The organism is Rhodococcus sp. CH91 (assembly GCF_022554085.1).
In the GTDB taxonomy this organism is placed as follows: Bacteria; Actinomycetota; Actinomycetes; order Mycobacteriales; family Mycobacteriaceae; genus Rhodococcus.
In genome coordinates, this window is sequence record NZ_JAKFYR010000007.1 from 1 (window position 1) to 14,755 (window position 14,755).

General features: G+C 69.0%; 15 protein-coding genes. 7 read left to right on the forward strand and 8 right to left on the reverse strand.

Going from position 1 to position 14,755, the window contains the following annotated elements; genetic code table 11:
- A partial coding sequence (locus MOM01_RS14475) for a biotin/lipoyl-containing protein (protein WP_308196991.1) occupies positions 1-338 on the reverse strand: 338 nt, incomplete at its 3' end.
- Between the two features lie 284 nt (positions 339-622).
- Positions 623-2,134, reverse strand: coding sequence for a leucyl aminopeptidase (locus MOM01_RS14480; RefSeq protein WP_241386127.1), 1,512 nt, complete (start codon positions 2,132-2,134; stop codon positions 623-625).
- Positions 2,135-2,291: 157 nt separating this feature from the next.
- Here MOM01_RS14480 and gcvT point away from each other — a divergent pair, with 157 nt between their 5' ends.
- Both gcvT and MOM01_RS14490 read left to right on the forward strand, forming a co-directional pair.
- On the forward strand, positions 2,292-3,392 hold the full coding sequence (gene gcvT, locus MOM01_RS14485; protein WP_241386128.1) for a glycine cleavage system aminomethyltransferase GcvT: 1,101 nt from the start codon (positions 2,292-2,294) through the stop codon (positions 3,390-3,392).
- A 32-nt stretch (positions 3,393-3,424) separates the two neighbouring features.
- Complete coding sequence (locus MOM01_RS14490) at positions 3,425-4,531, forward strand: branched-chain amino acid aminotransferase (protein WP_241386129.1); 1,107 nt, start codon at positions 3,425-3,427, stop codon at positions 4,529-4,531.
- 71 nt (positions 4,532-4,602) lie between these two features.
- On the opposite strand, the gene MOM01_RS14495 is transcribed toward MOM01_RS14490, so the two are convergent.
- Both MOM01_RS14495 and cobT read right to left on the reverse strand, forming a co-directional pair.
- Positions 4,603-5,367, reverse strand: a complete 765-nt coding sequence (locus tag MOM01_RS14495) for an adenosylcobinamide-GDP ribazoletransferase (protein WP_241386130.1) — start codon at positions 5,365-5,367, stop codon at positions 4,603-4,605.
- The gene (cobT, locus tag MOM01_RS14500; protein WP_241386131.1) at positions 5,367-6,458 is read right to left on the reverse strand and encodes a nicotinate-nucleotide--dimethylbenzimidazole phosphoribosyltransferase; all 1,092 of its coding nucleotides are present in this window, start codon (positions 6,456-6,458) and stop codon (positions 5,367-5,369) included. Before cobT ends, MOM01_RS14495 begins: the two co-directional genes overlap by 1 nt.
- 124 nt (positions 6,459-6,582) lie before the next feature.
- Between cobT and MOM01_RS14505 the strand changes: the two genes are divergently transcribed.
- Positions 6,583-6,816, forward strand: coding sequence for a hypothetical protein (locus MOM01_RS14505; RefSeq protein ID WP_241386132.1), 234 nt, complete (start codon positions 6,583-6,585; stop codon positions 6,814-6,816).
- Positions 6,817-6,865: 49 nt separating this feature from the next.
- Here the strand turns inward: MOM01_RS14505 and MOM01_RS14510 are convergent, their stop codons facing one another.
- Positions 6,866-7,537 carry a DUF3043 domain-containing protein gene (locus MOM01_RS14510; protein WP_241386133.1) on the reverse strand — a complete coding sequence of 224 codons (672 nt, stop codon included), beginning with the start codon at positions 7,535-7,537 and terminating at the stop codon, positions 6,866-6,868.
- Between the two features lie 140 nt (positions 7,538-7,677).
- Between MOM01_RS14510 and MOM01_RS14515 the strand changes: the two genes are divergently transcribed.
- On the forward strand, positions 7,678-8,028 hold the full coding sequence (locus tag MOM01_RS14515) for a HesB/IscA family protein (RefSeq protein ID WP_241386134.1): 351 nt from the start codon (positions 7,678-7,680) through the stop codon (positions 8,026-8,028).
- Between the two features lie 131 nt (positions 8,029-8,159).
- The gene (locus MOM01_RS14520; RefSeq protein ID WP_241386135.1) at positions 8,160-9,128 is read left to right on the forward strand and encodes a carbohydrate kinase family protein; all 969 of its coding nucleotides are present in this window, start codon (positions 8,160-8,162) and stop codon (positions 9,126-9,128) included.
- Positions 9,129-9,204: 76 nt separating this feature from the next.
- Here the strand turns inward: MOM01_RS14520 and asnB are convergent, their stop codons facing one another.
- Positions 9,205-11,130: an asparagine synthase (glutamine-hydrolyzing) gene (gene asnB, locus MOM01_RS14525; protein ID WP_241386136.1), complete on the reverse strand. Its 1,926-nt coding sequence runs from the start codon at positions 11,128-11,130 to the stop codon at positions 9,205-9,207.
- 352 nt (positions 11,131-11,482) lie between these two features.
- On the opposite strand from asnB, the gene ctaC reads away from it, so the two are divergent.
- Positions 11,483-12,541: an aa3-type cytochrome oxidase subunit II gene (gene ctaC, locus MOM01_RS14530; protein ID WP_241386137.1), complete on the forward strand. Its 1,059-nt coding sequence runs from the start codon at positions 11,483-11,485 to the stop codon at positions 12,539-12,541.
- A 36-nt stretch (positions 12,542-12,577) separates the two neighbouring features.
- A complete protein-coding gene (locus MOM01_RS14535; RefSeq protein WP_241386138.1) occupies positions 12,578-12,994 on the forward strand; it encodes a cytochrome c oxidase subunit 4 in 417 nt (138 codons plus the stop codon).
- A gap of 75 nt (positions 12,995-13,069) precedes the next feature.
- Here MOM01_RS14535 and MOM01_RS14540 read toward each other — a convergent pair whose 3' ends face one another.
- Complete coding sequence (locus tag MOM01_RS14540; protein WP_241386139.1) at positions 13,070-14,062, reverse strand: HEAT repeat domain-containing protein; 993 nt, start codon at positions 14,060-14,062, stop codon at positions 13,070-13,072.
- Positions 14,062-14,727, reverse strand: a complete 666-nt coding sequence (locus MOM01_RS14545) for a HEAT repeat domain-containing protein (RefSeq protein WP_241386140.1) — start codon at positions 14,725-14,727, stop codon at positions 14,062-14,064. Before MOM01_RS14545 ends, MOM01_RS14540 begins: the two co-directional genes overlap by 1 nt.
- Positions 14,728-14,755 lie beyond the last annotated feature (28 nt).

Here is a 14,755-nt window from a genome sequence, read left to right on the forward strand (position 1 = left end):
GCCGGTGCGGCCTCCTCCTCGGCCGGAGCTTCCTCTGCGGGCGCCTCCTCGGCGGGTGCTTCCTCGGATGCGGGAGCGGAACCCTCACCGGAAGCCTCGTCGGCGTCACCGATCAGGGCCAGTTCGCCACCGATCTCGACCGTGTCGTCTTCCTGGGCGACGATCTTGACCAGCACGCCGGCGGCGGGCGAAGGGATTTCGGTGTCGACCTTGTCCGTGGAGACTTCGAGCAGGGGCTCGTCGACTTCGACCGTGTCTCCTTCCTGCTTGAGCCATCGCGTGACAGTTCCCTCGGTGACGCTCTCACCAAGCGCTGGCATCTGGACGGAGAAGGCCATGTCTGTTGACTCCTCGACGGTTGTGTTCGTGTGTGTTGAGTTGTACCGACTCGTGGTCGCCGACCATTGTGTGGTCGTTGACCATTGTGCGCGGGGCGGGAACCCCGTGCGGCTGGTTCACGTGTTCGGTCCGGCCGATACCGGCGAGGCATGGCCGCACCCATCCTTGCACCCATCTTGCGGGGACGTTCGGGGAGGGCCGGATCAGCTCACGTCGGGCATCGCGGCGGATTCGAACACGCGGGTCCTCTCCGTCCCGCTGGACGGAGAGGACCCGGGCGGTGTCATCCGCGTTCGGCGACGTCCTCGATGACGGCGAGCATCGTCCGGACGGGTACACCGGTGCCGCCCTTGCCGACATAGCCGAACGGGCCGCCGGTGTTGAAGGCCGGGCCGGCGATGTCGATGTGGGCCCACTGCACGCCGTCGGCGACGAACTCCTTCAGGAAGATGCCCGCTGCCAACATGCCACCCCAGCGATGCGGGGTGACGTTCGCGAGATCTGCCACGCGCGATTCGAGGTCCCCGCGCAGTTCCTTCGGGAAGGGCATCGGCCAGCCGTTCTCGCCGACCTCCTGCGAGAGGGCGGCGACGCGATCGCGGAACTCGTCGTGCCCCATGACGCCGGGGGTCCGCGTGCCCAGCGCGACCATCTGCGCGCCGGTGAGAGTGGCGGTGTCGATGAGGTAGTCGGGATCGTCCTCGCAGGCGCGCACGATCGCGTCGGCGAGGATCAGACGACCCTCCGCGTCGGTGTTGATGACTTCGACGGTGGTGCCGCCGTACTGGGTCAGCACGTCACCGGGCCGCTGCGCGGTGGACGACGGCATGTTCTCGGCCATCGGCACCGTGGCGGTGACGTCGGCGGCGACCCCGAGCTTCGCGGCCAGCACGACGGTCGCGACGACCGCGGCCGCACCGGCCATGTCGGAGGTCATCGCCTCCATCCCCGCCGCGGGCTTGATCGAGATGCCGCCGGTGTCGAACGTGATGCCCTTGCCCACCAGTGCGATCTTCGGGGCCTTGCGCTTCTTCGGCGAGTACGACAGCCGCACGAGACGCGGGGGACGCGACGATCCCTTGCCGACACCGACGATGCCGCCGAAACCCTTCTTCTCGAGCGCCTTCTCGTCGAGGATCTCGACCTTCAGGCCGGCCGCCTCACCGAGAGCCTTGGCTCGCGCGGCGAACTCGGCCGGATAGAGGTGGCTGGGCGGGGTGTTGACGAAATCGCGGGCCGTGGCGACCGCTTCGGCGATCGCCGTGGCGCGGGCGAGCTCGGCCTTGGTGGCACGACTGCGCGGGGACGCGACGAGCAGTTCGACCCGCGAGACGGGCCGGGCGTCGTCCTTCGGTGCGGACTTCTCCGAGCGGAACTCGGTGAAGGTGTACGCGCCGAGAGCGAAACCCTCGGCGGCGGCAGCGAGATCGACGGCCGACAGGGTCGTCGCGATCGTGCCCACGCCCGTCAGCGCCCGCGCGGCGACACCTGCGGAACGGCGGACCTGCTCCGCGTCGATCTTGTCGGCGGCGCCGAGACCGACCGCGAGCACGCTCGACACCGGCAGCGCGGCGGGTGCGGGCACGCGAGTGAGTTCCTCGCTCCGGCCGGTGGCGCCCACCGCGACCACGGCATCGAGCAATTCGCCGAGAACCGCTTCGTCGACGGGCGCATCGCCGGCGAGGATCTCGGGGGAACCGTCGGACGAGGTCAGCCCGATCACGAGCACCTCGGCGCGGGGGGATACCGAACCGGCGAGGACGAGTTCGGGAAGATCGGGACTGGGGGCACTCATGGGCGTCTCCTCGGAGTTCGATCGGAAAGGGAATCGGCCGGGAACGACCGGGCCGTTCCCGTAGATGTTCGTCGGGTCGAGGCTGGATCGCCCCGATGCTAACGACCCTAGTGACCGGTACGGCGGACGTCGCTTCTGTGGGATAGCGTCGTACGCCATGAGCGACGAGGAACTGCAGCAGGGGCCCATCCACGCCGTACACACCGAGCTCGGCGCGACCTTCGCTCCCTTCGGCGGCTGGGAGATGCCCGTCTCGTATGCGGGGACGGTCGCCGAACACACCGCCGTGCGCCAGGCGGTGGGCCTGTTCGACGTCAGTCACCTCGGCAAGGCGCTCGTCTCCGGTCCCGGCGCGGCGGAGTTCCTGAACACGACGCTGAGCAACGACCTCACCCGGATCGGTCCCGGGAAAGCGCAGTACACCCTGTGCTGCACGGAAGGCGGCGGCGTGGTCGACGACCTCATCGTCTACTACGTCTCCGACGACGAACTCTTCCTCGTTCCCAATGCCGCCAACACTGCGGCCGTGGTCGATGCGCTGTCCGCGGCAGCACCGTCCGGCGTCACAGTGACGAACCTGCATCGGGACTACGCGGTGCTCGCCGTCCAGGGGCCGAAGTCCGCCGACGTCCTCTCGGCCCTCGGCCTGCCCACCGACATCGAGTACATGGCGTTCGTCGACGCCGAGTACGAGGGCGCGCCCGTGCGGGTGTGCCGGAGCGGATACACCGGCGAGCACGGCTACGAGGTTCTGCCTCGCTGGGACGACGCAGAACGCACCTTCCGCGCTCTGCTCGACGGCGTCCGCGCACAGGGCGGTCAGGTCGCAGGCCTCGGTGCCCGCGACACACTGCGCACCGAGATGGGCTACGCCCTGCACGGACACGAGCTGTCGGTGGACATCTCCCCGCTCCAGGCCCGCTGCGGCTGGGCGGTGGGCTGGAAGAAGCCGCAATTCTGGGGTCGCGACGCCCTGCTCCGCGAGAAGGACGCAGGTCCCGCGCGGAAACTGTGGGGACTGCGGGCTCTCGACCGGGGTGTCCTCCGGCAGGATCTGACGGTGCTGCACGACGGTGCCGCCGTCGGGCGGACCACCTCGGGCACCTTCTCGCCGACCCTCAAGGTCGGTATCGCTCTCGCTCTCCTCGACACGGCGGCGGGTCTCGAACCCGGCGACGAAGTGAGCGTGGACGTGCGTGGACGATCTCTGCGCGCCGAGGTGGTCGCGCCGCCGTTCGTCGAGGACCACACGAGATAGGGCTTTCGAGGGCGGTTGTAGCATTGTCGTCCATGACAGGTGTCCTCGAATTCGCCCGCGTCCAGCATCCCTCACCGATCTCGGTGGAGCGGCGACAGGAGATTCTGTCGAATCCGGGCTTCGGGCAGCACTTCACCGATCACATGGTGTCGATCACCTACACCGACGGGATCGGCTGGCACGACGCGAAGGTCGAGCCGTACGCCCCGATCTCGCTCGATCCGGCCGCGATGGTCCTCCACTACGGTCAGGCCATCTTCGAAGGACTCAAGGCCTACCGTCAGGCCGACGGAAGCATCGCCTCCTTCCGTCCGACGGCCAACGCGGCCCGGATGAACCGTTCGGCCGAGCGCATCGCCATGCCGTACCTGCCGCCGGAACTGTTCGTCCGCGCGATCACCGAGCTGGTCGAGGCGGATCACGAGTGGGTTCCGGCGGCGGGTGGCGAGGAGTCGCTGTACCTGCGTCCGTTCACCTTCGCGACCGAGCCCGCGCTCGGGGTGCGGCCCGCGAAGGAGTACAAGTTCCTGGTCATCGGGTCTCCGGCGGGTGCCTACTTCCCGCGCGGGGTGCGGCCGGTCCACGTGTGGCTCTCGCGCGAGTACGTGCGCGCGTCTCCCGGGGGGACCGGCGCGGCGAAGTTCGCCGGCAACTACGCAGCCTCGCTCGTCGCGCAGGCGCACGCCGCCGAGCAGGGCTGCGACCAGGTCGTGTGGCTCGACGCCCACGAACGGAAGTACGTCGAGGAGATGGGCGGCATGAACCTGTACTTCGTGTACGGGTCCGGTGCCGACGCCCGTCTCGTCACGCCCGAGCTGTCCGGCTCGCTGCTCCCGGGCATCACCCGGGATTCGCTGCTCACACTCGCCAAGGACTCCGGTCTCGTGGTGGAGGAGCGACGCATCAGCACCGACGAGTGGCGCGAGAAGGCCACCAGCGGGGAGATCACCGAGGTGTTCGCGTGCGGCACGGCCGCGGTCATCACGCCGGTCGGCAGCGTCAAGGACAAGGACGGCGAGTTCACGATCGCGGACGGCGAGCCCGGCCCGATCACGATGGCGCTGCGCGACACCCTCACGGGTATCCAGCGCGGCACCTTCGCCGACACCCACGGCTGGATGACCACGCTGCGCAAGTAGGTCGGGCTTCCGGACTCGCGGTGCGGGGTGCTACCGGATCGGTAGCACCCCGCACCGCGTTCACGAGGCTCTCAGAGCAGGATCGCGGCCGCCACCGCGACCGCGGTGGCCACGCCTTCCGACACGGCGCCGAGCACGTCGCCGTTCATACCTCCGAAACGTGTCGCGCAGTGACGGGCGAATCTCACGGCGGTGCCGAGCACCACCGCGAGCACGAGGGGTCCGGACCAGGCCGGGCCGGGCAGGCATATCACCGCCGCAGCCGCCGCCGCCAGCGACCACAGAGCGATCGGCGCGACGCCCTGGGTGCCGGACACGAGCGCGCCGAAGCCGCTCCCCGGCGCGGCAGGAACTCCCCGCCGGCAGACTGCGACCACCGCCACCCGGCCGGTGAAGACCGCGAAGCCGACGGCCCACCATGCGTGGGCCTCGGCGAGCGCCCCGAAGGAGGCGGCCTGCAGGCCGATCACGACGACGAGCGCGGCAACTCCGAACGGTCCGGCGCCGCCGCTGTGCATCACCTCGCGTGCGCGTTCCGGCGGACCGTAACAACCGAGACCGTCTGCGGTGTCGCTCAGTCCGTCGACGTGCATCCCCCGGGTGCCCACGATCAGGGCCCCGGCGCACAACAAGCCCGTGACCAGGGGAGGAGACCCTGCGGCGACCGCGAGCGCGCAGGTTCCCACCGCCACGGCCGCGAGCACCGCCCCGGCGATCGGGGCCGCAGTGATCGCTCGTCCCGCGACCGTCCGGTCGATCTCGGCCGGGCCCCGGACGGGAAGGACCGTCAGCCACGACAGTGCCAGTGCGATGCCCTCGGCCCAGCGGCGCAGCATCAGTCGGTGACGGCCGGGGTGGCCTCGTCCCGGGTGCTCACGCCCGCCTCGGAGAAGGTCGCCATCCGGGCGAGGATCGACACCGCCCCCTGCAGTACGGGCAGTGCGGTCACCGCACCCGACCCTTCGCCCAGACGCATGCCCAGGTCGACGATCGGCTCGAGCCGGAGGTGGCGGAGGGCGATGGTATGGGCGGGCTCGGCGGAACGGTGACCCGCCACCCACCACCGCGCCGCGCCCGGCGCGAGTTCTTCCGCGACCATCGCAGCGGCCGTGACGACCACCCCGTCGAGGATCACGGGTGTGCGGCGGACCGCGGCCTGTGCGAGGAAACCGGCCATCGCCGCGAAATCCGCGCCCCCGGCGACGCGGAGCAACGCGACGGGATTCCGTACCTGCGGCCGGGCGCGTCGCATGGCGTCGCGGATCGCAGTGACCTTGCGCATCCATCCGGCATCGTCCACGCCGGTGCCGCGCCCGACCGCGGCCACCGGCTCGGTGGAGGTGAGCGTCGCGATGAGAACGGTTGCGGGAGTGGTGTTCCCGATTCCCATATCACCCGCGACGAGCAGGTCGGCCCCTTCGTCGACCTCCCGGTCGGCGAGTGCGCGGCCCGCCTCGATCGCCCGCACGGTCTCCTCGTGGGTGAGGGCGTCCTCGCGGTCGATGCTTCCGCTCGATCGCCGGATCTTGTATCCGGAGACCTCCGGGGAGGTGTCGCTCTCGACCGCCATGTCCACGACCCGTACCCCCGCGCCGGCTGCCTCCGCGAGTACGTTCACGGCGGCGCCTCCCGCGGAGAGATTCGCAACCATCTGCGCGGTGACCTCCGGCGGGTAGGCCGACACGCCGCCCCGGGCGACACCGTGGTCGCCGGCGAAGACGACGACGCGGGGTCGCCGGAAGGGATGCGGCGGGACTTCGCCCTGGCAGGCGGCGACCCAGCACCCGAGTTCCTCGAGGCGGCCGAGCGACCCGGCGGGTTTCGTCAGATCCCGCTGGCGTTCCTCGGCGCGGACACGCGCTTCGAGATCGGGTGTGTCGACGCGGGGGAACTCGATGTCGGCGGGGGATTCGGAACCGCTGGTCACAGGTCACCTCTCGGACGGATCTTCACGGTGCGACGCTATCAATCGACCGATGCTGGCAGGAATTCGACGTCATATGTCATCACTGCCACTTTCGGTACCTAACGGACCCACGGAAGATCAGGACATGATCGAACTCTTCGTCACCGCCGGGGTCCTGTCCACCCTCGTCCTGGTTCCCGAGGTCCTGCGCCGGCGCGCGCGTCCCGCACCCGCCTGGATCAGGCGCGCGTACTGGCGCCTGCACTGGGAACGGCCTGCGGATACGACTCGGCCGCGGCACGACATGTCGCAGGACATGCAGGCCGCGGCCGAGATCAGGCGATTACCGCCGGTCGCGTGCGGAGCGCCTCACCACTGAGCTGCGCAGCACCGGTTGCCGCAACCCGAGCTGCCCGAGGGGGCGGAGATCAGACGGCGTCGCCCGGGCCCACCCGGGGCAGCGGCGCGCGCAGCTTCTTGATCTGCGAGGCGCGCACGAATGCGTACCAGCCCAGACCGAAGCCGCCGTCCGTCGAATCCGGGAAGCGCTGACGCACCTTCTTGTTCACCAGACGTCCGAGATAGATGCCCTCGATGACCATCAGGAGCATCATCACGAACATCGCGAGAGTGATGTACTGCTGTACCACCGGGCCGAGGAACATCGACATGATGAGCACCAGCGCGAGCGGCATGAACAGGCCGACGAGATTGCGGCGGCTGTCGACGAGATCACGCACGTAGGCGCGGACCGGACCGCGGTCGCGGGGGAGCAGATACTTCTCCTCACCCGCCAGCATCCGGTTGCGACGCTCGGCGGCGTCGGCACGCCGCTTCGCGGCCGCGACCTTGCGCTCCTCCTTGGACTGCGACTTGCGGGCGGCCTTACGCCGTTCGCGGGCCTCCTTGGCCGTTGTGGGTGCCGGAGCCACGGGTCCGCGTCGGCGGCCCTCCGCGTCGCGCCGCTTGGGCGTGGGCCGTCCCTTGCCGACCGTCACCTTGGGCGCAGGCTGGTCGGGCACCTCGGCCGGGGAAGCCTCGGGCGCAGGAACCTTGTGATCGGCAGAGTCGTCGGAACCACCGCGGCGTAGCAACTTCACCCCACCAGGCTATGGGATAGTGGATGCCAGCGGGAAATCCGTGTGCCATACCACGCTCGTCGTGACTCGTCCACGAGGAATAGATTCCGGCGCGGTACCGTTGAACCAACGGGTTTCGACACGAACGACAGGGAGCGCCCATGACTGTGCAGCAAGAGACCGAGACTCACGGCGTCATTCTGACCGAGGCCGCCGCTGCCAAGGCGAAGGCACTGCTCGATCAGGAGGGCCGTGACGATCTGGCACTGCGTATCGCCGTTCAGCCCGGCGGGTGCGCCGGTCTGCGGTATCAGCTGTTCTTCGACGATCGCACGCTGGACGGAGACCTCACCAAGGACTTCGCCGGTGTGACGCTCGCCGTCGACCGGATGAGCGCGCCGTACGTCGAAGGTGCGTCGATCGACTTCGTCGACACCATCGAGAAGCAGGGCTTCACCATCGACAACCCGAACGCTACGGGGTCGTGCGCCTGCGGCGACTCGTTCAACTGAGGACGCGCGACAGGACCCCGGTGCCCGACGGCACCGGGGTCCTGTCGTATTCGCGGTAGTACCGTGGGACCGCTACGGCTCTCCGTGTGAGCAGCCACACCCAGACGACATCCGCGGAAAGGCTCAGCCACGTGACCATCGCCGTGACCGGTTCCATCGCCACCGACCACCTCATGCGCTTCCCGGGCAGGTTCGCCGAGCAACTGCTCGCCGACCAGCTCTCGCACATCTCCCTGAGCTTCCTCGTCGACGACCTCGTCGTCCGTCGCGGCGGGGTGGGAGGCAACATCGCGTTCGCAATGGGCGTCCTCGGAGGAACGCCGGTGCTCGTCGGTGCCGTCGGCGCAGACTTCGCCGAGTACCGGACGTGGCTCGAGAACCACGGGGTCGACTGCACCGCGGTCCGCGTCTCGCAGACCGCCCACACCGCGCGCTTCGTGTGCACCACCGACGTGGACATGGCGCAGATCGCCTCGTTCTATCCCGGCGCGATGTCGGAGGCACGTGAGATCTCCATCGCCGATGTCGTACGGACGCACGGGGTCGATCTCGTGCTGGTCGGCGCCAACGACCCCGACGCGATGATCCGCCACACCGCCGAGTGCCGTCGTCTGGGCATCCCGTTCGTGGCGGACCCCTCCCAGCAGCTCGCGCGCCTGAGCGGCAAGGAGGCCGAAGAACTCATCGACGGCGCCGAATATCTGTTCACCAACGAATACGAGTGGGGCCTGCTGCAGCAGAAGACCGGCCTGACCGAGGACGAGATCCGCGCGAAGGTCGGGATGCGCATCACCACCCTGGGTGGGAACGGCGCGAAGATCGTCGACCGCGACGGCAACTGGGTCCAGGTCGGCGTCGTGCCCGAGCGGGCCAAGGTCGACCCCACCGGCGTCGGCGACGCCTTCCGTGCCGGTTTCCTGCTCGGGCACCGCTCGGGCCTGAGCGTCGAACGCGCCGCGCAGCTCGGGTCGCTGGTCGCGGTACACGTGCTCGAGACCACCGGCACCCAGGAGTGGACCTTCGACCGGACCGACGCGCTCAAGCGCCTCGCGGACGCCTACGGAACGACCGCGGCCGACGAGATCGCGGCGGTTCTCTGACCCGCATCCCACCCCGCACACGCAACGGCCGCGGACCTCTTCGTGCGAAGGGATCCGCGGCCGTTCCCGTGCTCGGTCAGATCTCCACCGGATAGGCGGGCTCCTGGATCTGCGGCACGATGCGCTTCTCGACGAAGATGCCGTGCCAGATCATGAACACCAGCAGCGTCCACAGCCGGCGGCTGTGATCGATCGGTCCGGCCCGGTGCTCGTCGAGCATCCTCGTGACGGCCGCCTTGTCGAGCAGATGATCGGTCTGGGACTCGGCGATCACCTCGTGCGCCCAGTCGAACAGCTCGGTGCCGGCGAGCCAGTGCCGCAGCGGGACGGGGAAGCCGAGCTTCGCGCGGTGCAGCACGTGCGGCGGGACGATGCCTTCGAGTGCCTGGCGCAGCGCGTACTTCGTCGTCTGCTTCGTGATCTTCTGCTCCAGCGGCACCTGCGAGGCCACGCGGAAGACCTCGGAGTCGAGGAAGGGCACGCGCAGCTCGAGGGAGTTCGCCATCGTCATCTTGTCGGCCTTGACGAGGATGTCCCCGCGCAGCCACGTGAACAGGTCGAGATGTTGCATCCGGGCGACCGGATCCCAGCCGGCCGACTGCGCGTAGATCGGGGCGGTGACGTCCTGGTGGGTCCATTCCGGACGGAACTCGCGCAGCACCGAACGCAACTGCGCGTCGTTGAAGCTGCGGGCGTTGCCGTAATAGCGCTCCTCGAGGGTCATCGACCCGCGATGCAGCAGGCTCTTGCCTCGGGTGCCCTCGGGAATACGCTCGGACAGCTTCCCGGCCGCCCGACGCAGTGCGGGCGGCAGGAACTCGAAGGGCCGTAGCGAGAGCGGTTCGCGGTAGATGGTGTAGCCGCCGAACAGTTCGTCGGCGCCCTCGCCGGAGAGCACGACCTTCACGTGCTTGCGGGCTTCGCGCGCGATGAACCACAGCGGTACGAGCGCGGGATCGGCGACCGGGTCGTCGAGATACCAGACGATCTCCGGGATCGCCGCCGCGAACTCGCTGGGGGAGACCACCCGCACGACGTGCCGGGCACCGATCGCCGCGGCCGACTCGGCGGCGACGTCGACCTCCGAGTAGCCCTCCCGCTCGAATCCCGCCGTGAACGTGACGAGGTTCGGATTGTGGCGCATCGCGAGGGCGGCGATCGCAGTCGAGTCGATGCCACCGGAGAGGAACGACCCGACGGTCACATCGGCCCGCATGTGCTTGGCGACGGAATCCTCGAGCGCCTCGGCGATCTCCCGGTAGCGATCCTGCTCCCGGCCGGCGGCGAAGGGCCGGACCGGGAAGGTCGGATGGAAGTACCGGGTGATCTCGGGTTCGGAACCGGGCCGCATCCGGGCGTAGCAGCCCGACTCGAGACGACGGATCCGGCGGTGCAGTGTCTCGGGCTCGGGCACGTACTGCAGCACCGTGTAGTGCTCGACGGCCCGCGGATCGAGTTCGGTGTCGATACCGATGAGATCGGCGAGTTCGAGCAGGCTCTTCTTCTCGCTGCCGAACGCCGTGCCGCCGCTACCGGTCGCGAGGAACAGCGGCTTGATGCCGAAGGGATCGCGGGCGACGAAGAGTTCGCGGGTGAGGGTGTCCCAGATCGCAAAGGCGAACATGCCCCGCAGGCGCTGGACCGCGCGCACACCCCAATGGTGATAGGCGGCCACGATCGTCTCGCTGTCACCCTCGGTGGCGAAGGACGTGCCGAAGGTCTCGCTCAGCTCCTGGCGCAACTCCAGGTAGTTGTAGATCTCCCCGTTGAAGGTCAGCGCGTAGCGGTCGGGATGTTCCGGGGGGCCCCAGCGCAACGGCTGGTGCGAGTGCGCGATGTCGATGATCGACAGGCGATTGAATCCGAAGACGAGGTCGGCGTCGTGCCAGGTGCCGTGCTCGTCGGGGCCGCGATGGCGCAGGCAGTGCATCGCGGAGTCCACCTTCGCGACGGCGTCGTCGCTGGTGCCGTCAGTGGTCAGAAACCCGAGCAATCCGCACACGCGTGGGGTACCTCATTCCGGTCGGGGTGTCACGAACGAACCCCGATGGGTGCCCGGCGCGGGACACCGCACCGCGCATGACACCGGGAACTACCACTCGGGGTCCGGCGTTGGTTCTATCGAAGTATGCCGCAGACGGTCGAGCCCGGGCAGGCGCGCCCGTGCCGCGGGCCGCCGCACGCCCGATTCGTGAAAAACCGACGTCACGACCCACGCCTTCCGGCCGAAACGCCCACGCGGGCACTTTCTTCGTGCCCCGACGATGGATAGCGGCCGGGTTTGGTCTACGCTGCGTAGTAATTGGGCTGGCCCTCCGGGTGTGCCCTGGTGGAATTGCGGCGATCAGGAAGGCGTGAACGTGGCGCAAGGTCGGATCCTTCGGCGGTTCGGGCTCGCAGCATCACTCGGCATAGCAGCCTTGGTGCTGACCGGGTGCTCGAGCGAAGAAATCCTTCGTTTCGGCTGGCCGGAGGGCGTGACCCCCCAGGCCGAGCGTATGCGTGAGCTGTGGACGTGGTCGGTTGTCGCCGCCCTCGTCATGGGAATCCTCGTGTGGGCACTCACCTTCTGGGTGGTCATCGCGTACCGGCGTCGGAAGGACGACCCGGAGTTCCCGCGTCAGACGGCGTACAACGTGCCGCTCGAACTGGCGTACACCGCAGCTCCCTTCGTCGCTGTGTGTGTCCTCTTCTACTTCACGGTCGTGGTCCAGAACTACGTCCTGGACAAGGAAGACAACCCCAACGTCGTGGTCGACGTCACCGGTTTCCAGTGGAACTGGAAGTTCGGCTACCGCACGATCGACCTGCAGGACGGCAGCGAGCCCTACAACGGCGTCGACGAGATCGCCCAGGCAGCCGTGGAGCCGGAGAAGTTCGTGCCCGGCGAGGACGAGCACGCCACCCCGGCGGAGATCCACGGCAAGCCTGCCGAGGACCTCTCCTACCTGCACTTCGACAAGATCGAGACGCTCGGTACCAGCAACGAGGTCCCGGTGCTGGTCCTGCCCACCGGCAAGCGCATCGAGTTCTACCTCGCGTCCTCCGACGTCATCCACTCCTTCTGGGTGCCGGAGTTCCTGTTCAAGCGTGACGTGAACCCGAACCCGATCGAGAACAACTCCGATCCGGTCTTCCAGATCTCCGAGATCGAGCGTGAAGGCGCCTTCGTCGGCCGCTGCGCCGAGATGTGCGGCACCTACCACGCGATGATGAACTTCGAGGTCCGCGCGGTCAGCCCCGAGGACTTCGCCCGGTACATCGAGCTCCGCAAGCCGGTCGAGGACGGCGGCGAGGGCCTGTCGAACGCCCGTGCGCTCGAGGCCATCGGCCAGAGCCCGGTGGCGATCTCGACCCATCCGTTCAAGACCGACCGCACCGACCGCTCGGCATCCGTCGCCGCGGGCGAGTGACCGCCGCACCTCTCACCGACAAGGACAAGTGCTGATATGAAGATCGAAGCCAAGCTCTTCGAAGTCGTGACGGTGTTCTTCGTGCTCGTGGCCATCGTCTACGGCGTGTTCACCGGCCTCTCGGACAGAGGCATCGAGTGGGCAGGTCTGACCGCCATCGTCCTGTCCGCGGGCCTGACGCTGATCGTCGGAACGTACTTCCGTTTCGTCGCTCGTCGTCTCGACACCCGTCCCGAGGACTACGAGGACGCGGAGATCAGCGACGGAGCCGGCGACCTCGGCTTCTTCAGTGCGGGTAGCTACTGGCCGATCCTGCTCGCCGGTGCGGCCGCATTCGCCGCCATCGCGCTGGCCTTCTACCAGCCGTGGATGATCGCCGGCGCGGTCGTCCTCATCATCGGCGCCTCCGCCGGTCTGGTGTTCGAATACCACATCGGTCCCGAGAAGCACTGAGCCGATTCTTCGGATGCCTGCGGGCGCCACACCTCACGGTGTGGCGCCCGCAGGCGTTTCGGGGGCGAGAGCCGCTCAGCGCCCGGTGAGGATGACGCTCGCGGTCGCGGCGATCGTCCGGTCCGCGTCGTCCGTCAGTGCGAGGAGGGCGTCGCGGGCGGCCGCACCGGGGATCTCGGCCAGGGCCTGCGTCAGACGCAGCCGCGTGGGGGCGTCGGCGGTCCCGTCGAGCACATGCCGCAGCGAACGGACGATCTCGGCGGACGGTAACGACCGATCGGCGAGCCGGCCCAGCACCTCGGACGCCTCGACGTCCGACGGCCCGTCGACGATCATCTCGAGCAGCACGGTGACCGCCTCACCCACGCCCCGGGAGCCGAGCGTCAGAGCGGCGGTGGTCCGGGCCCTGCGGTCGGTGTCGTCGAGTGCCTTCCTCAGCAGTACGGTCGCCTCCGGCAGATCGATCTCCGCGAGCGCGGCGATCGCTCGTCGCCGGACGGACGGTTCGGGCGAGCACAGACCGGCGTCCAGACCCGGCAGGGCCGCTGCCCCGGCCCTCGCGAGCGACCATCGCAACGCCCCGGCTACGTACGGATCGTCCTCGGACAGCGCCGCCTCGACCAGCGCCGCGACCGGCAGCGCCGCATCCTCGTCCTGGGACAGGACGGCCTGCTGGCGGCGGGATCCGGAGTCGGATTCGAACGCCCGGAGCAGAGCGACGATGCGCAGTACGTCCTGCCAGACTGCGGGTGAGGCGGCCCGCACGTCCTCGAGACGCGCCAGGAGTTCGGTCTCGGCAGCGAGCCGCGCCCGCGTGTGCCGGATGAGATCCCGGACCAACTCGGCCGGCGTGAAATCGGGTTCCTGCAAGGCGCGTCCGACCTCGTCGAGCGACAGCCCGAGGCTCCGGAGACTCTCCACATGGAAGAGCGTCCGGAGGTCCTCGACGGTGTATTCCCGGTAACCGCCGGACGTCCGTCCCGTGGGGCTCACCAGTCCCAGCATGTCGTAGTGCCTCAACATCCGGGCGCTGACACCGGACCGCCGTGCGAGCTCGCCGATCAGCATCACCCCACCCGATTCCCGTCGGGTCCCAGCGCGGCGACACGTCGTGCTGCCTCGAGTGAGAGTGTGAACGCGCTGTCGGGATCGATCCGGAGGCGCTCGGTGGCCTCCGCGTGAGCGCGGACGTGAGCATCGGGACTGCCTGCGGCGGCGTCCAGGAGCGGGACGGCCGCCTCGTCCAGAGCCGCCAGTGCCCGGCTGAGGGCGAGCCGGCGGTCGTGGTCCCCGCGGCCCAGTTCGGTGGCGAGCTCGGCGGCGAGTGCGTCTTCGCTCCCGGCCGGTACGAGTGCGACGGCCGCCCGCCACGCGCTGCGTGCGACGTCGTCGTCCGGGTCGTGGAGCGACCGGAACACCCGGGGCCACGCTTCGGGCTCACCGATCTTGGACAGCGTGTGCAGGGCCTGACCACGAGCCTGGGCGAGGGGCGAATCGAGCTCGGCGAGCAGGGCTGGGACCGTGATCTCAGCAGGGTGGCGGCACAGAGCCCAGGTCAGCATGTCGCGGACGAAGAAGTCCGGCTCCACCGCGCACCGGTCGACGAGGATCCTCACCAGCCGGGTGTCCGGGACGGTACCGATCCGGAGGGCCGCGCGAAGCCGGACGGCCGGGTCGTCCGCGACCAGCGCGTCGACGAGGTCGGCAGCGGGAGATCCGTGGTGTGTGTTCATGGAAGACACCTCCTTCGCGGACCATTCG